This window comes from Duganella sp. 1411, assembly GCF_017833525.1.
GTDB lineage: Bacteria > Pseudomonadota > Gammaproteobacteria > Burkholderiales > Burkholderiaceae_D > Rugamonas.
This window is the reverse complement of record NZ_JAFICD010000001.1, coordinates 1,948,742-1,972,205: the sequence shown is the minus strand read 5'-3', so window position 1 is coordinate 1,972,205 and position 23,464 is coordinate 1,948,742. Positions and strand designations below refer to the sequence as shown.

The 23,464-nt window shown below is 67.1% G+C and carries 19 protein-coding genes and 1 pseudogene; 10 read left to right on the top strand and 10 right to left on the bottom strand.

What is annotated here, in order from left to right:
* Nucleotides 1-591: an NF038129 family PEP-CTERM protein gene (locus JOD97_RS08030; RefSeq protein ID WP_209715015.1), complete on the top strand. Its 591-nt coding sequence runs from the start codon at nt 1-3 to the stop codon at nt 589-591.
* Nucleotides 592-762: 171 nt separating this feature from the next.
* A complete protein-coding gene (locus JOD97_RS08025) occupies nt 763-1,533 on the top strand; it encodes a hypothetical protein (RefSeq protein ID WP_229264229.1) in 771 nt (256 codons plus the stop codon).
* Here JOD97_RS08025 and JOD97_RS08020 read toward each other — a convergent pair.
* Complete coding sequence (locus JOD97_RS08020) at nt 1,523-2,011, bottom strand: hypothetical protein (protein WP_209715012.1); 489 nt, start codon at nt 2,009-2,011, stop codon at nt 1,523-1,525. The genes JOD97_RS08025 and JOD97_RS08020 overlap by 11 nt on opposite strands.
* Nucleotides 2,012-2,025: 14 nt before the next feature.
* A complete protein-coding gene (locus JOD97_RS08015; protein WP_229264228.1) occupies nt 2,026-5,370 on the bottom strand; it encodes a winged helix-turn-helix domain-containing protein in 3,345 nt (1,114 codons plus the stop codon).
* Nucleotides 5,371-5,584: 214 nt separating this feature from the next.
* Between JOD97_RS08015 and JOD97_RS08010 the strand changes: the two genes are divergently transcribed.
* Complete coding sequence (locus JOD97_RS08010) at nt 5,585-5,770, top strand: hypothetical protein (protein ID WP_209715009.1); 186 nt, start codon at nt 5,585-5,587, stop codon at nt 5,768-5,770.
* A 108-nt stretch (nt 5,771-5,878) separates the two neighbouring features.
* On the opposite strand, the gene JOD97_RS08005 is transcribed toward JOD97_RS08010, so the two are convergent.
* The 4 genes from JOD97_RS08005 to JOD97_RS07990 form a co-directional block, all read right to left on the bottom strand.
* Nucleotides 5,879-6,970 (bottom strand): calcium:proton antiporter, encoded by a 1,092-nt coding sequence (locus JOD97_RS08005; RefSeq protein ID WP_209715006.1) that lies wholly within the window; start codon nt 6,968-6,970, stop codon nt 5,879-5,881.
* Nucleotides 6,971-6,980: 10 nt separating this feature from the next.
* Nucleotides 6,981-8,588: a PepSY domain-containing protein gene (locus tag JOD97_RS08000; protein WP_209715004.1), complete on the bottom strand. Its 1,608-nt coding sequence runs from the start codon at nt 8,586-8,588 to the stop codon at nt 6,981-6,983.
* 8 nt (nt 8,589-8,596) lie between these two features.
* Nucleotides 8,597-10,780, bottom strand: coding sequence for a TonB-dependent siderophore receptor (locus JOD97_RS07995; protein WP_209715002.1), 2,184 nt, complete (start codon nt 10,778-10,780; stop codon nt 8,597-8,599).
* A 214-nt stretch (nt 10,781-10,994) separates the two neighbouring features.
* On the bottom strand, nt 10,995-11,360 hold the full coding sequence (locus JOD97_RS07990) for a DUF2946 domain-containing protein (protein ID WP_209715000.1): 366 nt from the start codon (nt 11,358-11,360) through the stop codon (nt 10,995-10,997).
* Between the two features lie 194 nt (nt 11,361-11,554).
* Here JOD97_RS07990 and JOD97_RS07985 point away from each other — a divergent pair, with 194 nt between their 5' ends.
* The 6 genes and pseudogenes from JOD97_RS07985 to JOD97_RS33235 all read left to right on the top strand — a co-directional run.
* A complete protein-coding gene (locus tag JOD97_RS07985) occupies nt 11,555-12,763 on the top strand; it encodes an AraC family transcriptional regulator (protein ID WP_209714997.1) in 1,209 nt (402 codons plus the stop codon).
* A 238-nt stretch (nt 12,764-13,001) separates the two neighbouring features.
* Nucleotides 13,002-15,248: a glycoside hydrolase family 3 C-terminal domain-containing protein gene (locus tag JOD97_RS07980; RefSeq protein ID WP_209714995.1), complete on the top strand. Its 2,247-nt coding sequence runs from the start codon at nt 13,002-13,004 to the stop codon at nt 15,246-15,248.
* Nucleotides 15,249-15,616: 368 nt separating this feature from the next.
* On the top strand, nt 15,617-16,807 hold the full coding sequence (locus tag JOD97_RS07975) for a DNA-binding transcriptional regulator (protein WP_209714993.1): 1,191 nt from the start codon (nt 15,617-15,619) through the stop codon (nt 16,805-16,807).
* A gap of 143 nt (nt 16,808-16,950) precedes the next feature.
* Nucleotides 16,951-17,868 (top strand): galactose-1-epimerase, encoded by a 918-nt coding sequence (locus JOD97_RS07970; RefSeq protein WP_209714991.1) that lies wholly within the window; start codon nt 16,951-16,953, stop codon nt 17,866-17,868.
* 113 nt (nt 17,869-17,981) lie between these two features.
* A complete protein-coding gene (locus tag JOD97_RS07965) occupies nt 17,982-19,640 on the top strand; it encodes an alpha-L-fucosidase (protein WP_229264227.1) in 1,659 nt (552 codons plus the stop codon).
* Nucleotides 19,641-19,659: 19 nt separating this feature from the next.
* Nucleotides 19,660-19,812 (top strand): annotated as a pseudogene (locus JOD97_RS33235) (SDR family oxidoreductase); the annotation flags it as partial.
* Here the strand turns inward: JOD97_RS33235 and JOD97_RS07960 are convergent.
* The 4 genes from JOD97_RS07960 to JOD97_RS07945 are packed head-to-tail and all read right to left on the bottom strand — an operon-like array spanning nt 19,775 to nt 22,168.
* Nucleotides 19,775-19,933 carry a type II toxin-antitoxin system RelE/ParE family toxin gene (locus tag JOD97_RS07960; RefSeq protein ID WP_209714988.1) on the bottom strand — a complete coding sequence of 53 codons (159 nt, stop codon included), beginning with the start codon at nt 19,931-19,933 and terminating at the stop codon, nt 19,775-19,777. The pseudogene JOD97_RS33235 and the gene JOD97_RS07960 sit on opposite strands and share 38 nt — an antisense overlap.
* Complete coding sequence (locus tag JOD97_RS07955; protein WP_209714985.1) at nt 19,926-20,114, bottom strand: type II toxin-antitoxin system ParD family antitoxin; 189 nt, start codon at nt 20,112-20,114, stop codon at nt 19,926-19,928. The genes JOD97_RS07960 and JOD97_RS07955 overlap by 8 nt, the downstream gene beginning before the upstream one ends.
* Nucleotides 20,115-20,158: 44 nt before the next feature.
* Nucleotides 20,159-20,872 (bottom strand): response regulator transcription factor, encoded by a 714-nt coding sequence (locus JOD97_RS07950; protein ID WP_209714983.1) that lies wholly within the window; start codon nt 20,870-20,872, stop codon nt 20,159-20,161.
* Between the two features lie 51 nt (nt 20,873-20,923).
* Nucleotides 20,924-22,168 carry an ABC transporter substrate-binding protein gene (locus JOD97_RS07945; protein WP_209714981.1) on the bottom strand — a complete coding sequence of 415 codons (1,245 nt, stop codon included), beginning with the start codon at nt 22,166-22,168 and terminating at the stop codon, nt 20,924-20,926.
* A gap of 178 nt (nt 22,169-22,346) precedes the next feature.
* On the opposite strand from JOD97_RS07945, the gene JOD97_RS07940 reads away from it, so the two are divergent.
* Nucleotides 22,347-23,462 (top strand): PAS domain-containing protein, encoded by a 1,116-nt coding sequence (locus JOD97_RS07940; RefSeq protein WP_209714978.1) that lies wholly within the window; start codon nt 22,347-22,349, stop codon nt 23,460-23,462.
* The last annotated feature ends 2 nt before the right edge of the window (nt 23,463-23,464 follow it).

Genomic DNA, 23,464 nt, shown 5'->3' with positions numbered 1-23,464 from the left:
ATGAATTATCTGAAAGACCTATTGGCAAAACTGCTGCTGGCCGCTTGCATGGTGGCAGGCGCGGCACAGGCGGGCGCCGCGCCGCTCTACAACATCACCATTGACACCGCCAGCTTGGGCAGCGGCCAGGCGTACCTCGGACTGTACTTCCTCGGCTTGGGCAATGCCGCGCCGGCCACGGCGACGGTCAGTAATCTGGCCGGCGCGTTCTCCGGCACGGCCCAGGTCACCGGGTCGGTCACCGGCGCGCTGCCGGGGCCGTTGGTATTCAGCAATGCCGACGGTGGCGGCGAGCTGGTGCGGGCGGTAACCTTGGGCGGCATGCTCTCGTTCGACGTCGGCTTCACCCTGGGCGCCGGCGATGCCGGCACGACCTTCGGCTGGGCGTTGTTCGACGATTCCCGCTACCTTGGTGCCGACGGCGATCTCGGCACGGTGTCGCTGTGGCCGGGCGCGGCGCCAGGAGCGATGTTCGTGGTCGACAACGTTAGCGCGTTGAGCCGCGTGCGGGCCGTCCCCGAGCCTTCCAGTGTGCTGCTGATGGTGGCGGGCATGCTGTGTCTGATGGCGCACGCGCGCCGCCATCGTTAGCCGCCGGCGGTAAACCGGGCCGGCGGGCGCGCCGGCCCTCGCAAAATACCACGTTAAATCAAGGCCTTGCAATCGTAAGATCATCGAAAGGTAAATATTCGTCCAGCTCGATAGAGTGAATTCAGGCACACGACAGTGCACCGACTGAACACTTTTCTGACTGGATCGCATATGAACGCCTTACTCTCCGCGGCATCGAATATTGCCGCAACCTCAATGGAAAATGATGAGCGGTGGCAAGCTGTTCAGCGCGTGCTGGGCAGTCCGGTCTTCGTCAAAGCGCCGCGAATGCGCGCCATGTTGTCGTTCCTGATGATGCGTAAACTGAGCGGCATGGAAGCGTCGATCAGCGAGTATGCGTTGGGGATCGAGGTCTTTCGCCGCGATGCGCGCGATTACGATACAACGACCGATCCAGTCGTGCGGGTGCAGATGGGCCGGCTGCGCGATCGTCTCGCGCAGTATTACGCAACGACGGGCAATGGCGCCGGCTTGCAGATTGTAATTCCGCCTGGAACGTATGTGCCGGAACTGGCGCCGTGCGAAATTAAACAGCCTGATCGGTCCTACAGACTGCGGCTTGCACCAATGCGATTGATCACCACGGACAGCGGCTCGGGCGAGTTCATCTCCGGACTCGAGGAGGAACTCGCCGTGCAGCTATTCCAGCGGTTTGGCAATGAGCACGATCAGATGCTGTCGCAGGAGCATCGCCTCGAAGTTAGCGTCCGGTTGGAACACCGCCGTGCCCGAGCCTCCATGCGGCTGATAGAGGAGGGGACGGGCGACATTGTCTGCCTGCAGCAATGCGACTGTCATGGCGATGTTGGGATAGCCTTGCAGGAAGAACTGGCGCTGGAAATTTCTAACGTTTTACAAAAGTTCATGCGCTCATCCCGGAATCCATTGCAAGGCCGTTCAGGCGAAAGGTTCAGGACTTAGCGGTCTTTTTCTTAGGCGCAGGAACCTTGGCTTGTGGCTTGGGAGTGGGGGTGGGTGCGGAAAATGCGCTACTGGCCTGAGGCGGTGGAATGTTGCCTTCCTGCGGATCGTCATAACAGCGCAACCCTCTTAGTTTGTTTTGGAAAAGAAGATAGAACGAATATTGCGTGTCGATGGTTTTATACATAGTGGTCATCGACAAGCGGTTGGCTGCGCGTTGGTGCGGAATAAGGCGAGAGCCGGCTCGCGGATCCACATGACGCCTGAAACGCCAGCCCATGAGCGTACTCTGGTAGTCGAGCGCATAAACGACCTGGAAGGGAGCGAGTGCGTTGATGACACAGGAATTTGAATGTTGCTTAGGCGAATAATAAGTACCGTTGAGGGGATCTGTGTAACTGTATCCGACCGAACCTGTTTTTGTAACGGATACCATGACGACTATCTGCGCCAGGGGGAGCTTGGGGGCGAGTGGCATGCGATTTCTTTCTTTTATTGAGGGGCGTTGAGTTGACGAAAAATGGAGTCGCGATAGCCGATCTGATGCAATCGCTTCCATGGGATGGAGGCGTTTCGATCGTCCTCCAGACAAAAAGCCGCATGTGCCCAAGGGTCGAGAATTCGATAGTCCATGGTGGTCTTGGTCCCAGGATCAATCAAGGCGTAGGCATGCCTGCAAATCTTGGTCGATAGTTCGAGATTTTTTTCCGACCGTAGTATCGTTGCGTAGACCAACAGCGATTCGACCAGCCACAGCCTAACCTGAAAGTTCGCCGGATTGTCGGCATACAGCGCCTTGAGCTGCGCGATGGCCAATTCGCTTTCAGGCTTGGCCAGCGCGGCATCGCCGCTCGCCAATATAGCCTTTGCAACCCTGGAGCGGGCGACGGCCTCGCTGCTCGCCCATAGGACGTTTTCCGGGTTGAGTTTCAGCCTGGAGGACAGCGTCGAGTGTACCTGCCTGAGCTGGGGCAAAATGGTGGAGGCCGGCTCCCGGCGCGCTTTCACCCGCAAAAAATCCTGGTCGAGCATTGCCAGTTCGACTTGCCAGGCGTGGTTATTTTGGTCCTGTCCAGCGATGTGCAAGAACAGCTCCTTAGCCGTTGTATAGTCGGCCAGGGCGATGTCGTCGCGACCCAAGGCGAGTGCCAATATGGCGCGATGCTGCAGTGCCTGGATCTGCCGTTTCACCCACAGAGGCTCGTCAGGGAATTGAGCGCGCAGCCGCAAGACCAACGCCATTTCTTTCTGGTAGAGGTTTTCCGCCAGCCGCAATTCGCCCAAGGATTGCCTGGCCAAACCCAGCCAGGAATAACTGTCCGCCAATTCAGCGATCAGGACTTTGGAGTCCGGCGTGCGCCGCAGCGCGCGTTCCTTCAACGCGATGGATGCGGCAAACTCGGGCGCCGCCAGCTCCGGCGTTCCGCGCGTGATGGCGAGCGAGCCCAGATTATTGTGGGCGTACGACTGCTCGATCCACCAATCCACCTTGTCGGGCTCAAGTTGCTGCACCTGATCGGCAAACTGCAGATATTGCCGCCACGCGAGTTCGGCCGCCTCGAAATTATTGCGGTCCTTGTGCAACTGGCCGACCCAGTAGGCGTTCACACCGAGATTGTTGAGTACCTTGATGTCGTTGGGATGCGACGCATGCTGACGCTTCAAAATGGCGTTGGCTTCGTCCAGCGCATCAATGGCCTGAACGGCGTTGCCCCGCGACCGGCTCACTTCGCCGATCACTTGCAATGCCTTGGCGCGCAAGGTGAAACCTGTCGGGCTCAGCGCGTCCGTCTGCGAGCCGCGCAGGTATTCCAGCACCTTGCCACTGACCCCCTCAAGCAAATCGAGCTTGCCCAGGGGCCGCAGCTTGTCGGTGAAGTCACCCAGCATGTAGCCGGCCAGGCCCTCGACCTCGGTACGGCGTGCCTCGGCCGCGCGCTTGGCCGACAGCGCGCTCAGACCGAGCGCGGAATTGAGCACCGCCAGCCCCATGATGATCCCGAGCGCGCACAGGCGTGCCCAGGCGAACTGGCGCGCCCGGCGGTTGGACAAGCGGATCAACTCGGATTCGGCCGGCTCCAGCGACCACAGGGCCGCGTCGCGCAGCGCCTTGGCCTCGTCGAGCAATTTGCCGCGCGGGATCAGCAGGTCGGCGCGCCGTCCCTCCGCGCTCCAGCGCGCCGCCTGCTGGGCCAGCCTGCCGCGCGCGCGCAAGGCATCGCGGTGCGCCTCTATCCACTCGCTCATCCGCGGCCAACGCCGCAGGATCGCCTCGTGCGCGATACCGAACACCCGCGTACCGCTGGCCAGGTCGCTGACAAACAGGCGCGCCTCGATCAGCGCCGCGACGGTCTGGCGCGCCGCCTCGCTGCGCAGCGCGGACCACGGCGCGCGCTGGCTCGTGACCTGTTCCTCGTTGATCGACAACACCGTCACCAGCGACATGACGTGGGGCAGTTCGGCGCGCTGGCCCTCGGTCAGGCCTACCACCAGCTGTTCGGCACGCCGGCCGATGGCGCCCTCGAGATCGCCCAGTTCATGGAAGGCGTCGAAGCTCAGCTCGCCCTCCGGCGTGCGCAGCCGGTATAGCTCGTGCAGGCAGTATTGCAGCAAGGGCAGGGCGTCCGGACTGGCCGTGGCGCTCTCGCACAACAGATCGTCCAGGTTGGCGTGGCTGACGGGATCGACGCCGAAGGTCAGCTGCGCCGCCGCGGCCGGCTTGCGTATCATTTGCGCGATGTCGCTGAAGCTGGGCGGCCCAAGATCCACATGGCCGCCGTGCGGCTTCACCTCGATCAACAGGGGAAGCTTGGCGATGCTCGGGTAAAAATCGTTGCGGCAGGCGAGCACGATCAAGCAGGCGCTGCTGCGCGCAAGCTGTCCCAGCGTCGCCAGGAACGCGGCGCGCTCCTGCTCGCTCACGCGGTTGGCGTTGAACAGCGCTTCAAAGCGGTCGATGAAGATGGCGAAGCGCATGCCGGCGCGGTGCGGCGCCAGCGTGGCCTGGAGGTGTTCGGCGACGCTTGCGCAATCGCCTTCCAGGCGTTTGCCGAGCGCGACCGCGTTCTCGTCTGGAAAGGCGTATGCCTCGTCCCAGTGCAAGTCCAGCAGCCCGCCGGCCAACGCGGTGAACAGCGTTTGCTCGCCTTGATCGGCGACGTCGAAGGTGGTCGTGGCCAGCAGTGCGGCGCCAGCGCCGGCCTGCGCGCGCGACATCGCCGGGAACAGGCCGGCCTGCACCAGCGAGGTTTTGCCCGAACCGCTGGGACCGAGCAACAGCAGCAGGGCGAGCCCGTTGTCGATCTGTGCCTGCGCCGCGTTCGCCAGTTTGCGCGTCGCCTCGTCGCGGCCGTAGAACACTTGCGCGTGGGCCTCGTCGAACGGCAGCAAGCCACGAAACGGCGAGCCGCCGTCCCACAGCGAAACGCGGTGGATATCGTCCACCGTGAAATCGATCTCCGCGACGGTGCGATAGCCGCGCTTGCGGATGGTCTCGATGAAGATGGGCGCGCCCGCGTCGTCGCCCAACAGGCGCCGCAGCAGGGCGATGTTTTTGTGGACGGGACTGTCGCCATTGATCGTGCTGCCCCAGCATTGCTCCAGCAGTTGCTCCGTGCTGACCGTCTCGCCGTTGGCGCGGCACAGCGCCACCAGCACATCCATCGTGCGCGGCTCCATCTGGCGCGTTCCGATAGCGCTTTCGATGGCATTGGAGGATGGATCGACCAGCCACGCTCCGAGGCGGAACCGCGCCTTGGCGCGGGACGCGTTACCAACCTGGCTGGCGCTGCCAACAGGTGAATGGCGAAGGGGCATGATGGCGGAAATGATATCCAAAATGATATTAACTAATTTGCAATATCCTAGCACGGCATGGTCATGCGTGTCGATGTCATTATTTTGAAGAGACACCAGTTTGTTACTTGTGTTACGCGGCGGCGAACTCCTAGCATCAGTTCCGAACTACCCGATTTAAGAATTGCGTGGTACTGCGGAAGGCGACGGTGGGCAGACGACCGTGGTGGTTGCTTAACCTTGTTGGGCGAGGCCGATGATGGAATACCGATTCAACTTAACAAGGCGCTTGCTGTGGGTGGGCTTGCTCTCCTGCCTGGTGCTGCTCGTTTTGCTGTTCTCGCTGGGTTTTCAACTGGGCATGCTAATGGCTGACGAAGCGCCCGCCCCGGCCGCGCGCGAACCCGCCGTGCGGGCGTCGGCCCCCAAAACCGCGTCGTGAACGCCAGGCCGTGTGGGCCAACCCGACGGGACGCGGGCGACTTGCCGATTTTCTGGCAGATGCGGTAATAAACCTGGCGGACGCGCGATGGATGGCACGGGTTCGAGGCTAAGGCACCACCGTCACGAACAGGTACACCGCGAAGATCATCAGCAGCACCGTGCCCTGCATGATGGTGGTGCGGCCGCTGCCCAGCGACAGCGAGGTGACGATGATCGACAGCAGCAGCAACACCGTCGATTTGACGTCGATCCCCAGGGTCAAGGTCCAGCCGTTGAGGATCGACACGATGGCCACGGCCGGTATGGTCAGGCCGATGCTGGCCAGGGCCGAGCCCAGCGCCAGGTTCAGACTAGTTTGCAGCCGGTTGGCGCGCGCCGCCTGGTAGGCCGCGATGCCCTCCGGCAGCAGCACCACGGCCGCGATGATGATGCCGACCAGCGCCTTGGGCGCGCCCATCCGCAGCACCGCCGCCTCCAGCGCCGGCGACAGCGATTTGGCCAGCAGCACCACGCCGCCCAGGCACACCAGCAGCAGCGCGCCGCTCATCCAGGCTAGCTTGGCCGGCGGCACCGGCGCGTGCGCGTCCTCGCCGCCGCCGTCGGCCGGCAGGAAGTAGTCGCGGTGGCGCACCGTCTGCACGAACACGAATGTCCCGTACAGCACCAGCGACACCACGGCGATGAAAATCAGCTGGCTGCCGCTGTAGAACGGCCCCGGGGTGGTGGTGGTGTAGTTGGGCAGCACCATCGTCAGCACCGAGATCGCCGCCAACGTGGTCAGCGCCGCCGACACGCCGCTCAGCGTGAAGGTCTGTTCGCCGTGGCGCCCGCCGCCGGCCAGCAGGCAGATGCCCACCATGCCGTTGAGGATCAGCATCACGGCGGCGAACACCGTGTCGCGCGCCAGGCCGGTGGTCTCGGCGCCGCCGGCGATCATCAGCGAGACGATCAGCGCCACCTCGATCGCCGTCACCGCCACCGCCAGCACCAGCGTGCCGTACGGCTCGCCGATCTTGTGCGCCACCACCTCGGCGTGGAACACCGCCGCCAGCACACCCCAGAACAGGGCGACGGCCAGCAGCGCCAGGTAGGCGCCGCCGAGCAGCTCCTGGGCGCCGAGCGCCTTGCCGGCCAGCGCCAGCCAGCCGACCACGGGTCCGGCGATCGTCCAAACGGGCAGGGTGGTGGATATTTTCATCGGCAGCTCATCAAAGTGGGTGGAGGGGGCGCGGACGCCGTGTGGCCTGCCTGTCAATTTTACCCGACGGATGAGCTTGCGCGTTCACCGCACGCCGCAGCTTGGCGCCGAGCCGGCGCCAGCCGATGACGACGCCCGTCGCGCTCATGACGGCGCCGCCCAGGCTCAGCGCGATCAGCAGCACGTCCCACAGCGGCCGGCGCGCCAGCAGCGGCGCCCAGTCCCAGCTGTGCAGCATGGCGAACAGCCAGCGGCTGGTGCGCCGGTAGCGGTCGCTGCGGCCGACCACCTCGCCGGTGCGCGGATCGAGGTAGACCCAGCTGCGCAGGGCGTCGGCGAAGACGATGCGCAGCACCGGCAGCGGCCTGGCGCGGCCGCCGCTCATGGCGTGGTCGTCGCGGCTGTAGTAATACAGGTCGTAGGCCGTCAGCCGTTCGATGCGCGCGACCGGCGCCGGCAGCAGCCCGGCGGCGGCCGCTTGCAACGCGGCGGCGTCGAGCGTGAGCGGGCGCGCGGCGCGGCCGTCGAGCAGCAGCGGCGCGCCGGCCGCCCCCTGGGCGCGCACGATGGTGTCGCCCAGCACTCGCGTCCAGCGCAATTCCCGCACGCCGGGACCGGCGGCGGCCAGCAGCGCGTCCGGCGTGACCGCGGCGGCGGACGGCGCCGGCGGCGCGCCCTCCAGCGCCGCCGTGCGCAGCGGCGCGGCGCCGCCGTCGAAGATGCGCCACGGGTTCATCGACATCAGGCCGCTGAAGATCCAGGCGGCGGTCGTCACGGCGAACAGCAGGCCGCCGATGTGGTGCCAGCGCATCATGCGGTCGCGGTACGGCGTGCGCGCGCCGTCGCGATAAGGGCGCCGGAAACGCCAGCGCAGCACGCCGACGGCGGCGCCGCTCGCCACCATGACGATGCCGGCGATCGCCAGCCAGTTGACGATGTCGGCCCAGTAGCGGTCGAACGCGTTGCCGCGGAACGGATAGAGCCAATGTATCCAGGCGCCGGCGTAGTTCCACAGCCGCTCGGTGCGCGGCGCGTCGCGCACCACCTCGCCGGTGCGGCCCGAGATGTAGAGCAGCGTGTCGTCGGCGTCGGCCAGCCGCACGCGGTGCAGCGGCCGGTGGCCATCCAACGCGCGCGAGTGCGTGAAGGCGTCCTCGCCGACCGTGCCCAGATAGCGCAGGCCGACGCCAGCGCCGGCGTAGGCGGCCGCGCTGGCCATGGCGGTTGCCTGGTCGGTGGCCGGCGCCCGGGCCCCGGTCAGCGCGTCGACCACGATGGCGGGCGCCATCTCGCGGCCGTGGCCGTGGCCGCTGGCGCTCGGCGGCACCGCCAGATAGACGGCGCGCCCGCCACGGGCGTTGGCCAGGCTCAGTTGGCGCAAAGGCCCGGCGACGCCGGCGGCGGCCAGCGCCTCGCGCGGGCCGAGCAGGCCGGCGCCGGCGCGCAGCGGCGGCAGGTGCGCCAGCCGCTCGGTGTCGGTCAGCTTGGGGTAGCCGACATACATCATCACCACGCCGGACACGAACCACATGGCGAAGAAGGCGCACAGCACGATACCGAACCAGCGGTGGGCCAGCAACAGCAGGCGTTTGAAGTTGAGCTTCAGGTTGATTTTCATGGCAGACCTCAGAAGGTTACGCGCAGCGCGGCGTCGGCCGTGCGCGGCGCGCCGAGATAGGCCATCGTCGAGGTCAGGTTCAGCGCGTGCAGGCGGTTGCCGGCGTTGCGCAGCCGCAGCGCCAGATCGGCGTCGCGGCTGACGCGGTAGGCGACGCCGACGTCGAGCAGCGTGTACGACGGCCAGGCGATGGTGTTGGCCGCGTCGCCATACACGCGGCCGACGTGGCGCACGCCGGCGCTGGCCTTGAACGCGTCGTTGAAGGCGTACGACAGCCACAGGTTGGCCACCGTGCGCGGCGTGTTGGCCGGCGTCCTGCCGGCCAGCGAAACGCCGTTCTGCCGGAAGGTGTCGTAGCGCGCCGCCAGCCGCGCCAGGTCGCCCTGGACGGTCCAGCGGCGGCTCGGCCGCAGGCCCGCCGACAGCTCGATTCCCCGGGCCGATTGCTGGCCCACCAGCATCGTCCGCGTGCTGTCGGCCGGGTCCTGCGTGGCGATGTTGCGGCGCTCGATGCGGTAGGCCGCCAGCGTGGCCGCGCCCTTGCCGTGCCAGAAATCGAGCTTGGCGCCGACCTCGCCCTGGCGGCCGGTGGTCAGCTCGCTGTTGGTGCGCACGTCGGCGAACGACGCGGTGGACAGCACGCCGGACGGCGGATCGGCCGCCGTCGCGTACTGGACGTAGGCGCTGGCGCCGGGCGCCAGGTCCCACACCAGGCCCGCGCGGCCGGTGGTGGGGCGGTAGCGGCGCTCGAAGGCGGCCGGGTTGGCGGCCGTGATGTCGCGCCGGTTGGTCAAATCGAGCGTGATGCGCTCGTGCCGCAGCGCCGTGACCAGGTTGAGCGATGGCGCCAGGACGGTGCGGTTCTCCGCGTAGACGGCGGTGGTGCGCACCTTGTTGTCGCGGTCGGGGCGGAAGCCGGGCGCCATGCCGGGGATGTCGAAGAAGCGTTCGGTGACGAAGTCGCGCGGATCTACCGTGGACACCGTGGCCGGCAGGCTGTTGGGAAAGCGCGTCTGCCGGTTGACGCTGACGTCGATGCCGTAGGCCCAGTCGCTGCGGCGGCCGGCCAGCGCGCCGTTGAACGCGCCGTCGAGGCGGTCGCCGACCAGGCGCTGGTCGTGCCGCTGCAGCAGCGCGGCGGAGCGGATCACGGCCGTGTTGGCGGGGTTGAAGCGGAAGTTTTCGACGTTGCGGTAGTCGCGCAGCGCGTCGTAGACGTAGAACGTGTTGGTAAGCGTGGCCGATGGGCCGGCCTGCCACGCGGCGATGGAGCGCAGCCAGTGCACGCGTTGCGCGTAGACGCCGTCGGCGCTGTTGTAGTTCTTGTCGCGCGTGGCGGGATCGACACGCGCGACGCCGGCGGCCGGATTGCGCAGCGGCGTGCCCCAGTACGGCCGTGCCACGTCCTCGTGCTGGAATTCATAGGCCAGCGTGTGCGTCAGGCGCTGGCCGAAGTCCGAGCGCAGCGACGCGGCCAGCTGGGTCGAGCGGCCGCGCGTGCCGTCGACCCAGCTGCCGCCGTCGCGGTGGTTGACGTCGATGCGCGCGTGGTGCGCGACCGCGCCGCCGTCGCCGCCGAGGCGCCGGTTCAAGCCGAACGAGCCTTCCGTCAGGTCGTCGCTGCCCCGGCGCAGCCGCGCTTCGGAAAAGTCGCGCCGCTCGGCCACCTTGGTGATGTAATTGATCGAGCCGCCGACGGCGCCGGCACCGTATAAAAAACTCGACGGGCCGCCGATGGCCTCGACCCGGTCGTAGATCCAGCTGTCGACCGGGCGCGCGGCGATCGTGTACTGGACGTTGATGCCGTTGAACAGCTGGCTGATCGAGCCGCCGCCGAAGCCGCGATAGCTGACGCCGATATTGCCCGGCGCGTCGTGCGCGGTCACGCCGGGAATGGCGCGCAGGATTTCCTGCGTGTCGCGGGCGCCGCGCTCGTCGATGGCGGCGCGGTCGACGACGGTGACGCTGGCCGGCGTCTCGCGCGCCGTCAGGCCGAGCCGGCTGCCGGTGCCGTTGACCGCGTCGAGCCCGAGCGGGCCGGGCGCCACGCCGGCGATTTCCACGGTGGGCAGCGGGTGGTCGGCACGGGCGGGCGCCGCCAGGGCGGCGAAGGCGCAGGCCAGCGTGATCGGCAGCGCGCGCAGCGGTGATGGCGAGGGCGGCGTGCCGTGGTGTAGCGGTGATGAAGTCATGTGATGTTCTCGTTGGGGCGCCGGCACGCGTCGGACGCGGTCGGCGCGGCCGCGCGCGATGGGCGCGGCGGTCGGTGTTGGTTGTTCCGGCGCGCGCGTGGGGGCGCCGGCGCGGGCGATGCGCGCGGCGCCGATCAGGCGTGGTCGGAACCCGGAGAAGGCGATGGGCGCGCGCCGGCGCCGGCCGCAATGGCCGTGGCGGAGCGCGGCCCGGTCAGGCCAGCGGCGGTCCGCGCGGCTTGGCGGAAATCCAGGAGAACAGCGGGGCCGGCGACTGGTAGTACAGCACCGGATGGCGTGCGACGATAGCGGCGATGATCAACGCCGGCGGCGCCGACGGCAGCACCGGGGTGTCGAACTGGATACGGCAGTAAGAGCAGTCCTCCATGCTCATCGGCTTTTTAACGGGCGCCTTGCCGTCCTCGCCGACGTTGCGGATGCCGCCGGGCGAGCAGATCTCGGCCAGCAAGGCGGCGGCGCGGTCCGGCGCCAGCGCGTGCGACAGCGCCGGCATCAACGCCGACAGCAGCACGGCGACGCACGCCAGCCTTGCCACCCACCCCCGCCATTTGTTTGTCATCAACATAACGGAATTGTAGCAGCGTCCGGCGCCGGCGTGACGCCGTCCCCGCGTTTGTCGATTTTTGCAAGCGCTGTGGCCGAAATGCACCACTGTTGTGCGCAGCCGCCGCATTGCCGGACTGAACTGCTATGATGCGAGCGGCACGCCGTCCAGAGGCGGTGCGTCGAACGGTTAAACACTTTGATATCGCAATGCAAGATTTCTACAAGAAGGCGCTGATCGCGCTGCTTCTCCTGGTGCTCGGAGACGCGCTGATGGCGGGTCTGTTCACGTACGGGAGTTATCCGTCGTTCACCTTGTTGCCGGCGCAGCGCGACGGCGCCCTGTGGCATTACCGGACGTTTACCGACCAGTTCATGGGCGGCGCCTCGACCTTGCGACTGGACGCGCAGAACAAGGCGCGCCTGCGCTTCGACTTCAAGGTGAAGAATGCCGCGGCCTACCCCTACGTGTCGTCCGAGCTGGTGCAGGAGGACAAGAACGGGCGGCTGGCCCACATGGACTGGTCGAAGTACACCACCATCAATTTTCTTGCCAAATGCTCGCCGGCCAACACGATGACGTTGATCATCTCCACCTTCGATCCCAAAATCTCCAAGCCGGGCAAGTTCGAGACCTACCGCTCGCCGGGCACCTATTTTTCCTGCAACGAGCAGGGCGTGCCGGTGTCGCTGGACATGACCCGCTTCACGACGCCGGACTGGTGGTTCACCCAGATGAAACTCGATTTGTCCGACCAGGGCTATAGACTGGACGGGGTGTCGAAGGTCGTCTTCGGCACCAGCCCCTACAGCCCGCGCGACATCGATTCCTACCTGGAGGTGAGCGACCTGACGCTGCGCGGCCGCGACTGGCGCTACCTGGTGGCGATGGCGGTGGCGATCCTGGCCAGCTGGCTGGGGTTCGGCCTGTGGTTCTTCCGCGGCCACGCGCGCGCCTTGCTCGCCGGGCTCGATTCGCAGATGAAAAAAGATTTGCCGCTGGTCGCGTACCGCCAGTTGACGCTGGAACCGTACAAGGACAAGGAGAAGGCGTCGATCCTGCGCTTCATCGCCACCAATTACACCGACTCGGGGCTCGACCTCGACGGCGTGGCGGCCGGGACCGGCGCCAACCGCAACAAGGTCAACGAGGTGCTCAAGGCCGAGCTGGGCATGACCTTCACCACCTATCTGAACAAGTTGCGCCTGACCGAGGCGGCCAGGCTGCTGGCCGAAAACAGCGGCGCGGCGGTGGCGGAAATCGCCTATTCGGTCGGCTACGCCAACGTCTCGTATTTCAACCGGCTGTTCAAGGACGAATACGGTTGCACGCCGAAAGCCTTCCGTTCCCTCTCCGTCCAGCAAGGCCAGTCCGCCCCGGCCGAGGCTTCCACCGCCCCCGAGGACGGCGCGGCCTAAGCGCCGCGTTGCCGCCGATCCCGCCGCGCGCCGTATTCGCCGCGCGTCTGCGCAATTTCATTTTCCCCGTTGAGGAATTTTAGAATTGCCGCGTCCCCGCGCCGCTTCCACAATACGTGCGACTTCGGGTTTCACCGTAACTATTGTGTTGTCTGCCTCTCCAAGGCACTTTTAGGGGCGGCCTCGGCCGCCCCTTTTTTTTTCACGTCATTCACTATCGATATCAATGGAAGCAATCATGAGTTTCAAGAAACGGATCAGTCTTTTATCGGCCGCGGTGGCCCTGTGCTACGGCGCCGTGCAGGCGGCGGAGACGGGGGCGCAGCCATGGATGAACGCGCGCCTGGACGCCGGCGAGCGCGCCGGCCTGGCCGTGGCGCAGATGACGCTGGACGAGAAATTGAAGCTGGTCTACGGCTACCTCGGCGCCGACATGGACAACAAGAAGACCAAGCGCCCCGAGGAGGCGTACAAGCAGTCGGCCGGCTTCATCTACGGCGTGCCCCGGCTCGGCATTCCGAACCTGTACGAGACCGACGCCGGCCTGGGCGTGGCCAGCCAGGCCGGGCCGGACGCGCGGGCCGCCACGGCGCTGCCGTCGGGCCTGAACACGGCCGCCACCTGGGACGTGAAGACCGCCTACGAGGGCGGCGCCATGATCGGCGCCGAGGCGCGCGGTTACGGCTTCAACGTGGTGCTGGCCGGCGGCGTCAACCTGATGCGCGAGCCGCGCAACGGCCGCAATTTCGAATACGCGGGCGAGGATCCTCTGCTGGCCGGCAAGATCGTCGGCGCGCAAATCAAGGGCATCCAGTCCAACCGCGTGGTGTCGACGCTCAAGCATTTCGCGCTGAACGACCAGGAGACCGGCCGCACCACGCTCAACGTCAAGATCGGCGACCAGGCCGCGCGCATGTCCGACCTGCTGGCCTTGCAGATCGCCAGGGAGGAGGGCAATCCGGGCGCGGTCATGTGTTCGTACAACCGCCTCAACGGCGTGCACGGTTGCGAAAGTAGTTATCTGCTCAACGAGGTGTTGAAAAAGGATTGGGGCTTCAAGGGCTGGGTGATGTCGGACTGGGGCGCGGTGCACAGCACGGTGCCGGCCGCCAACGCCGGGCTGGACCAGCAATCGGGCATGCCGTTCGACCTGGCCGATTACTTCGGTCCGCCGCTGAAGGAGGCGGTGCTCAACGGCTGGGTGCCGCAGGCGCGGCTGGACGACATGGTGCGCCGCATCTTGCATGCCATGTTCGAACACGGCGTGGTCGACCATCCGGTGGCGCCGGCCGTACAATCCATCGACTTCAAGGCCAACGCCGCCGTGTCGGTGAAGGATGCGCAGCAGGGCATGGTGCTGCTCAAGAATGACGCCAAACTGTTGCCGCTGAACAAATCGGTCAAGCGTGTGGCGGTGATCGGTGGCTATGCCGACCGTGGCGTGATGGCCGGCGGCGGCTCGTCGCTGGTGTATCCGGCCGGCGGCAACGCGGCGCCGGAGTTGACGCCGAAGACCTGGCCGGGTCCGGTGATGATCTATCCGTCGTCGCCACTGAAGGCGATCCAGGCGCGCCTGCCCGGCGCGACGGTGGTCTACAACGACGGCAAGGACGCCGCCGCCGCCGCCAAGTTGGCGCGGGACAGCGACGTCGTCGTGCTGTTCGCCACCCAGTGGACCGGCGAGGGCTTCGACATGCCCAACCTGTCGCTGCCGGACAAGCAGGACGAGTTGATCGCCGCCGTGGCGGCCGCCAACGCCAGGACGGTGGTGGTGCTGGAGACGGGTGGCCCGGTGACGATGCCGTGGCTGCCGAAGGTGTCGTCGGTGCTGGAGGCCTGGTATCCGGGCACCGGCGGCGGCGAGGCGATCGCCGGCGTGCTGTTCGGCGAGGTCAACCCGTCGGGCCACTTGCCAGCCACCTTCCCGGCGGCCGAGTCGCAACTGCCGCGGCCGGCGCTAGACGGCTTTCCGGAAGTGGCGGACCGTCGCTTCGACGTCAACTACCATGAGGGCGCGGCGGTCGGTTACAAATGGTTCGACCTGAAGGGGCTGACACCGCTGTTCCCGTTCGGCCATGGCTTGTCGTACACCGATTTCGCGCTGTCGGACCTGTCGGCCGGCGTCAAGGACGGCGTGCTGAGCGCGTCGTTCACGGTGAAGAACGTCGGCAAGGTGGCGGGCAAGGAGGTGGCCCAGGTCTATGTGGCCCCGGTCGGCGCCCGCTGGGAGGCGCCCAAGCGGCTGGTCGGTTTCCACAAGGCCGAGGTGGCGCCGGGTGGCGCGGTGAAGGCGACGATCAGTGTCGATCCGCGCCTGCTGGCGATGTACGATTCGGCCAGCAAGACGTGGAGGGTGGCGAAGGGCGACTACAAGGTCATCCTCGCGGCCGACGCGTCCGACAAGCGCGCGGTCAGCCAGGTCATCAAACTGGAAGCCGCCGTCTACGACGTCCACGGCAAACCGTTGCGCACCAGCAAGCGTTAACCGTTAAACCCCCCCGTTTAACCGATAAACCACGTAGGGCGGATTAGCGCAGCGTAATCCGCCATTGCGTGCGTCTCGACGGCTCAAAGATGGCCGATTACGGCGTTCCGCCTAATCCGCCCTACGGACATCCCCCGCGAACGCGCATTCCCAGCCGTTCTTGCACTCCCTGCACAAGTTCTCGCATTTTCTGCACCGTACTAGAAATCCCCTTGCGCGCATTACTGCCGCGCCGCCACGCGACCCTATGCTTGAACCGTGGTCAGCTGTGAGTGATCGATTTATCAAGGGGGATGCTCGCAAGCCGATCCGACCGAGGCGCTGCCATAAAGCGCCCGGATAAAAAAATACACACGGAGACCTGGACTATGACTAGCAAAGTACGTCGGATTGCCTTGTTGTTCAATGCAAATAAAAGTTTCGATCGGGAAGTTACCGCCGGCATCGCCGCTTACCTGGGCGGCACCCGCGCGGCCTGGGATTTGTTCCTGGAGGAAGATTTCCGACTGCGCCTGGCCGGCATCGAGCGCTGGCAGGGCGACGGCATCATCGCCGATTTCGACGATCCCGCCGTGGCCGAGGCGCTGTCGCGCTGCAGCGTGCCGGTGGTGGCGGTGGGCGGCTCCTACGCCAACGAGGCCGACTATCCGGCCGGCATACCCTACGTGGCGACCGACAACTTCAAGCTCATCAAACTGGCGCGCGACCACCTGATCGATGTCGGCCTGCCGCGCTTCGCCATGTTCAGCCTGCCCGAGGCCCCGGAGAACCGCTGGGCCCAGGAGCGCGAAAACGCCTTTCTGAGCCTGATGCGGGAGGACGGCATGGAAGGCGAGATCTTCCGTGGCTGCGAGACCAGCGCGTCGTCGTGGGAAGAGTCGGTGCGGGGCCAGATCGATTGGCTGCGCAGCCTGCCCAAGCCGGTCGGCATCATCGCCGTGACCGACGCCCGCGCGCGCCAATTGTTGCAGGCATGCATACTTGCCGGCATCGAGGTGCCGGAACAGGTGGCGTTGATCGGCATCGACAACGACCCGATGGTGCGCATGCTCACCCGCATTCCGCTCAGTTCGGTGATCCAGGGCGCGCGCGAAATGGGCCGCACCGCCGCCCATCTGCTGGACCAGATGCTGCACGGCGTGCGCCAGGCGGACACCCGCATCCAAGTGCCGCCGGCCGGCATCAACGTGTTCGCCTCCAGCGAGCACCAGGCGATCCGCCATCCGCAGGTGATGCGGGCCTGCCATTTCATCCGCCAGTACGGCTGCCAGGGCATCAAGACGCAACAGGTGGCCGAACACGTGGGCGTGTCGCGCTCGTCGCTGGAGGCGTACTTCCGCGAGGAGCTGGGCTGCAGCGTGCACGACATGATCCTGCGCTTCAAGCTCGACGCGGCCAAGGCCGGCCTCGAGGGGGGCGAGCGCAGCATCGCCGACGTGGCGCTCGGTTGCGGCTTCACGTCCAGCCAGTACATGCACCTGGTGTTCAAGCGGGAACTGGGCTGCACGCCGCGCGCCTACCGCGACCGCGCGCTCGGCGCCGGCGCGCGGGCCGGCTGAGCCGCCCGGGTCGCAACGGGCAGGCGTGGGGCGGTTCGCCAGAATCGTTGCTTCGCTTAGTGATTTTCATAATTGATACGCCATGCCGGGGATAGCAGAATGGCATGGTGCCGTTCTCGATCAGAAAGCCCCGCATTGCAATGATGACCAACCGAATTACCGGCTGCCTGTTGGAGCCGGACGACAGCCGCCTGTTTACGCTTGAAAACGCCGGCGGCATGGCGGTGACGATCAGCGAGCGCGGCGGGGTACTGCGCTCGTGGCGCACGCCCGACCGCTATGGCCGCATGGCCGATGTGCTGCTGGGCGGGCGCGACGTGGCCGGCGGCCCGCCCGGCGCCGCGCCGGCGGCCCGGTGGCAGGGCCGCCAGGCCGGCGGCGGCGTGGCCATGCTGCTGACGTCGCCCAGCGGGCGCGGCGACCACCGGCTCGACTACCGCCTCGACGACGACGGCAGCCTGACCATCGACCACCACGCCTCGGCGCGCTCGCCGGCCACGCTGGAGTCGGCGCCCCATCCCTGCTTCAACCTCAACGGCGGCAGCACCGACGTCGGCGACCATATGCTGCGCATCGGCGCCGATTATTATGTCGAAATCGACGGCGCCGGCACGCCGGTCGGCGTGGCCACGGTGGGCGGCACGCCGTTCGACTTCCGCCAGCCGGCGCCCATCGGCGCGCGCCTGAGCTGGCCGGACAGCCAGACCGGCACGGCCGGCGGCTTCGATCACCGTTTCTTCGTGCGTGGCCATTACACGGGCGGGCAGGGCGCGTTGCGCGAGGCGGCCAGCGTGCTCGATCCCGGCTCCGGGCGCTGCCTGCGGATGTACACCACCGAGGCGGCCGTGGCGTTTTGGGCCGGCAAGCGGCGCGCCATGCCCGAGCCGGTGCTGGCCGGCGCGTCCTCCGCGCCCGCGCTGGGGCCGGACGTGTTCCGCCTGGGACCGGACGCGCTGCCGAACCTGGCCAGCGTCGCCTGGCCGAAGGTGGTGCTGCAGGCGGGGACCGTGTACCGGCAGACCACGGTCTACCGGCTGTCGGTGCAGGACCAGGGCGGGTAGGCGCGCCGGGCATGCGTCCGCTTGATCGATTTTGTTCGCCGGTTTAGCGGTTTTGACCATTGCGGCGCGCGGCCCGTGCCTGGACAATAAAAAAATATCGCCAAGGAGACAGGATGAAGCGCAGGGATTTGTTGAAGCACATGGGCGCGGCCATTCCGGCCGTCGCGCTGTCCGGTGTCGCGCGCGCCGCCGACGCGCTGGCCGCGCCGGCGCCGGGCGCCATCGCCGCCGGGCCGTTTTCGCCGGACTGGAATTCGCTGGAAAAGTACCAGACCCCCGACTGGTTCCGCAACGCCAAGTTCGGCATCTGGGCGCACTGGGGGCCGCAATGCGAACCGGAGTACGGCGACTGGTACGGCCGTCTGATGTACGAGGAGGGCAGCGACGCCTACCGCCACCACGTCAGCACGTATGGCCATCCGTCCAAGTTCGGCTTCAAGGACATCATCCACCAGTGGAAGGCGGAGCAGTGGGACCCGGACGCGCTGGTGGCGTTCTACAAGCGGGCCGGGGCGAAGTACTTCGTGGCGCTGGCCAATCACCACGACAATTTCGACTTGTACAACAGCCGCCATCAGCCGCGCTGGAATTCCACCAGCATGGGACCGCGCAAGGATTTGATCGGCGGCTGGAGCAAGGCTGCGCGCGCCAACGGCCTGCGCTTCGGCGTCAGCGTGCACGCCGCGCACGCGTGGACCTGGTACGAGACGGCGCAGGGCGCCGACAAGAACGGCCCGTACGCCGGCGTCCCCTACGATGGCAAGCTCACCCGCGCCGACGGCAAGGGCAAGTGGTGGGAAGGGCTCGACCCGCAGGCGCTGTACGCGCAGAACCACGCGCCGAGCAAATCCGGCGGCGACGGCGGCGTGCAGCACGAACAATGGCACTGGGGCGGCGGCGCGTCGATTCCCGACCAGGCCTACAACGACAAGTTCTTCAACCGCACGCGCGACCTGATCGACAACTACGACCCCGACCTGGTGTACTACGACGACACCGTGCTGCCGCTGTGGCCGTTCAGCGACGCCGGCCCGCGCCTGGCCGCGCACATGTACAACCGTTCCATCGCGCGCAAGGGCAAGCTCGAGGCCGTCGTCAACGGCAAGATCCTCAACGCCCAGCAGCGCCGCGGCATGGTGCTCGACATCGAGCGCGGCCAGAGCAACAAGATCGAAGAGCTGCCGTGGCAGACCTGCACCTGCATCGGCAACTGGCACTACGACCGGCGCGTGTACGACAACAAGGCGTACAAGAGCGCGCAAACGGTGGTGCACACCTTGATCGACGTGGTCAGCAAGAACGGCAACCTGCTGCTGAGCGTGCCGGTGCGCGGCAACGGCACCATCGACGAGCAGGAGCGCGCCATCGTCGAGGAGATCGGCCGCTGGATCGCCGTCAACGGCGAGGCCATCTACGACACCCGGCCGTGGACGATGTTCGGCGAAGGGCCGGTGGCGTCGGCGGCGGGCGCGCCGATGTCGGGCGCGGGCTTTAACGAGGGCAAGGGCAAGCCGTTTTCGGCGGCCGACATCCGCTTCACCTCCAAGGGCGACGCCGTGTATGCCTTCGTCATGGGATGGCCGGCATCGGGCCAGCTGGCGATCGCGGCCATGGGCAGCGGCGGCGCGCACCTGGCGCGGCCCGTCACCCGCGTCGAGCTGCTCGGCGGCGGGCCGGCGCTGGCGTTCCGTCAAACCGCCGAGGGCCTGCAGGTGACCTTGCCGGCCGACCGGCCGGCGCTGGCCTATGCCAACGCGCTGAAGATCACCTGAGCCGTCGCAGGAATAAAACCGGGAGGAGCTGGCCGAAACCGGTGTGCGGGTGCAGGCGGTGCTGCCCGCGTCCACCGCCACCGAGGTCTGGGACATCTCCGGCGTGCCGCTGTCGGCGCTCAATCCGGAATCCGTCATGCGCACCGACGACATGGTGGACGCGGCGCTGTCCGCGTCGCGGTCAACATGTCGATGTAACGATCGGCTTGGTCGATGCTCCACCGCTGCGAGGTATAAATCCAGATCGACTCAAGGTCGCGTTCCGCAGCCGGCGTCAGCCGATATTCAGCCACGGGCGGCCAACATTCGCTGTTTGAAGGCGGCGACGTCGAAAGATGTCGGCTCGCCGCTGGCCTCCCCTTCAATCAATGCGGCTCGGATAGCCTCTGTCTCTGCGCCACGCTCCTGTTCCCGTCGGATCAAGTCGCGGATGTATTCACTGTCGTTGGTTATTGTCTTGGGTACGGTTCCCATCGCACCTCCTTGCATTGCATCAGCAGTCAGACCGCCGATAGCGTTCAGCCGGCGCGGGAGGCGGCCTTGCTGTCGGCCTCGAGCAGATAGCCCAGGCCGCGCACCGTGCGGATGTCGACGCCGGAGCCCTCCAGCCGGCGCCGCAGCCGGTGGATGTAGACCTCGGTGGCGTTGCCGGCGCCCAGGCCGCCGCCGTCGCTGGTCCAGGCCTGGGCGATCTGCTCCTTGGTCACCACGTTGTCGCGGTTGACCAGCAGCAGTTCCAGCAGCGTCCACTCGCGCGGGCTCAGTTCGATGTGCTCGCCGGCCACGCTGGCGCGCCGCGCCCTGGGGTCGAACTGCAGGTGGCCGAAGCCCAGTTCGGCGGCCGCGCCCTGCGAGGCGGCGGCCGCGCCGGCGGTGGCGCGGCGTATCAGCGCGCGCACGCGCGCTTCCAGTTCCGGGAAATCGAAAGGCTTGGTGATGTAATCGTCTGCGCCCGCGTCGAGGCCGTCCACCCGGCTTTCCAGCCCGTCGCGCGCGGTCAGCACGATCACGGGCATGTGTTGATTGGTGGCGCGCAACTGGCGCAGCACGGTCAGGCCGTCCACCATCGGCAGGCCGAGGTCGAGGATGGCCATGTCGAAGGTTTGCCGCGACAGCAGGTATTCGGCGACCGGGCCGTTGGGCGCCAGTTCGACCGTGTAGCCGGCGCCGCGCAATTGCGCGTCCAGCGCGTCCGCGAGGATGGTGTCGTCTTCGGCCAGGAGTATGTGCATGCGGCGCAGTGTAGCAATAAATGAAGGGGGGCGCCAGCACGGGCGCCGGCGCTACTTGCCGCCGGCGCGGGCCTTCCTGATCGCGTCGTCGATGTAGCGGACCGCATCGCCGGTGTCATGGGGCGGTTTCAGGAAGCGGCGCAAACCGTCGTAGGTCGGCGCCACCAGTTCGGCCTTGGCGTCGCGGTCGAAGAAATAGGTCAGGCCCGCCGCGCGGCCCCACACCCGGCTCGGGGCGTCGCCCAGCCAGATCGGGCGCGGATCGGGATCCACCTGCGCCGACAAGGTCTGGTCGGCCTCGGCGATCTTGCGCATGGCGCCGGTGTCGGCCAGGAAGGCGAGGAAGCGTTTGCGGGCGCCGGGATTCAAGCCCCGGGCCGGCAGCACCAGCACGTCGATCGGCGCCTCCTCGTAGGTGGGCATGTGCGGCGAATAGTTGGGGAAGCCGAAGAAGCCCATGTCGGCGCCTATCGCGGCCGGAAACCGGGAGGCGACGAAGCTGCCGGCCAGCACCATGCCGACCCGATCGCGGTACAGGTAGGGCATGACGCGCTCGGGCTCCTGGTCGATGGTCGCTTCGAAGAAGTAGCCCTTGCGCAGCAGATCGCCCCAGACATCGAACACCTGCCGCACCTGCGGCGTGTTGAAGTGGACCTCGCCGCGCGTGAGCTTGCGATGGAATTCGATGCCGTTGATGCGCAGGTTCAGATAGTCGAACCAGCCGGCGGCCGGCCAGCCGCTCCTGGCGCCGACCGCCAGCGGCGTCACGCCGGCCGCCTTGAGGCGCTCGCACGTTTGCAGGAACTCGCTCCACGTGGCCGGCGGGCGGATGCCGAGACGGTCGAACAGCGACTTGCGGTAAACAAAACCCCAGACATAGTAATACAGCGGAAATCCATAGACGGCGCCGTCGATGCGGGTGCCTTCGATGGTGGCCGGCGAGAAGTTCTTTTTCTTCAGCAGCGCCACCAGATCGGCGTCGAGCGGCGCGAGCAGCTTGTTCCTGGCGGCGTCGCGCAAACGTTCGCCCGCGTACCAGAACGCCAGGTCGGCCCGGCCCGAGCGCAGCCGCGCGGTGAAAGTCCGTTTATATTCCTCCTGCGGATAGCCCTGATTGATGATCTCGATGTCCGGATTGGCGGCGGCGAATTCACCGATGATGCTGACCCAGGTGGTGCGTTGTGGCGTATTGGACACGACGTAGTCGATCACCAGCTGTTCGGCGCGGGCGTGGATGCCGGCCAGTCCGAGCGCCGCGTAGAGCAAAGCCCACGCCAGCCAGCCTTTGGTTCGCATAATCAGTGGGCAAGGAAGTGTCGTCGCGGCGGATTGCATCAGTAAAGTGTGTCCGTGTCGCCATGCTATGTCAACAAGGGATTTTTGGCTGATGCATTGTTGTCCGCGCTGGTGTAGTCTTGCAAATTGAAACCCACCCGTCGCCGTCTTCGCATTCTCCAGCCTAAGGACGAGTCCCATGACTGTCTCCGACCAGTTGTTGCTGCATCTGTATGCTTGCCCCGGGGAACCGGGCCGCTGGCCCGGCGTGCTCGATCGGATCTGCCGCGAGACCGGCGCGCGCTCGGCCGTCGTGCAGCGCATCGAGCGCGGTCATGCCGGACTGGCGGTGGCCTGGTCGACGGCCGACCATGGCACGCTGGCCGGCGAGGCGGCGGCCAACCCCGGCCTGGCCGACGCCGGCAATCCGCGCATCGCCATGCGCCGCCTCGCGCGCGGCCTGGACCGGGTGGTGCGCGACGAGGACTTGTTCGACCCGGGCGACGCCGAGCAGTCGCGCCTGCAGGCGCAGCTGGCCGAGCGCGGCCTGGGGCGTTTCATGGGCAAGCTGTGCGCGGCCGGCGAGGGCGCCTATCTGGCGCTGGCGCTGCACCGTGGCCTGGGCGACGGCGGCGACTTTTCGGCCGAACAGGCGGCGCGCTTCGCCGCGCTGGCGCCGCATGTGCGGCAGGCCTGCGAGTTGCACCAGGCGCTGGGCGCGCAGGCCGAACGGCAGCGGCGCCTGCAGCGGCATCTGGACCAGCTGCGCGCCGGCATCCTCATGTGCGACGGCGACGGCCGGGTGCAATGGAGCAACCGCAGCGCGCGGGCGCTGCTGGAGGCCGGACACGGCGTCGATCAGTGGGGCGGACGCCTGCGCGTGGCGCGCCGCGACGACGACGGCCGCTTGCGCGCGCTGATCGCCGAGGTCGCCGACGGCCGGCGCGCCGGCGCTTTCCTGACGCTGGGCGAGCCGCGCCAGCGCTTGCACGTGGCGCTGCAGTCGCCGCCGGAGCGGGACGGCAACGCCGTGTTGGTGGTGCTGACGGCCGCCGGCGCGGGCGCGGTCCTGTCGCCGGCGGCGATCGCGTCGTTGTTCGGGCTGAGCGCGGCGGAGGCCAGCCTGGCGGCCGGCCTGGTCGCCGGCCAGACGCTCGAGCAGTACGCGGCGCGGCGCGGCGTCGGCATCGGCACGGTGCGCGGCCAGGTCAAGCAGGTGTTCGCCAAGACCGGCACCGCGCGCCAGGCCGAGTTGGTGGGGCTGATGTTGACGTCGGCCGCCGCGCAGGTGCTCGAGCGCGGCGGCCCGGCCTGACG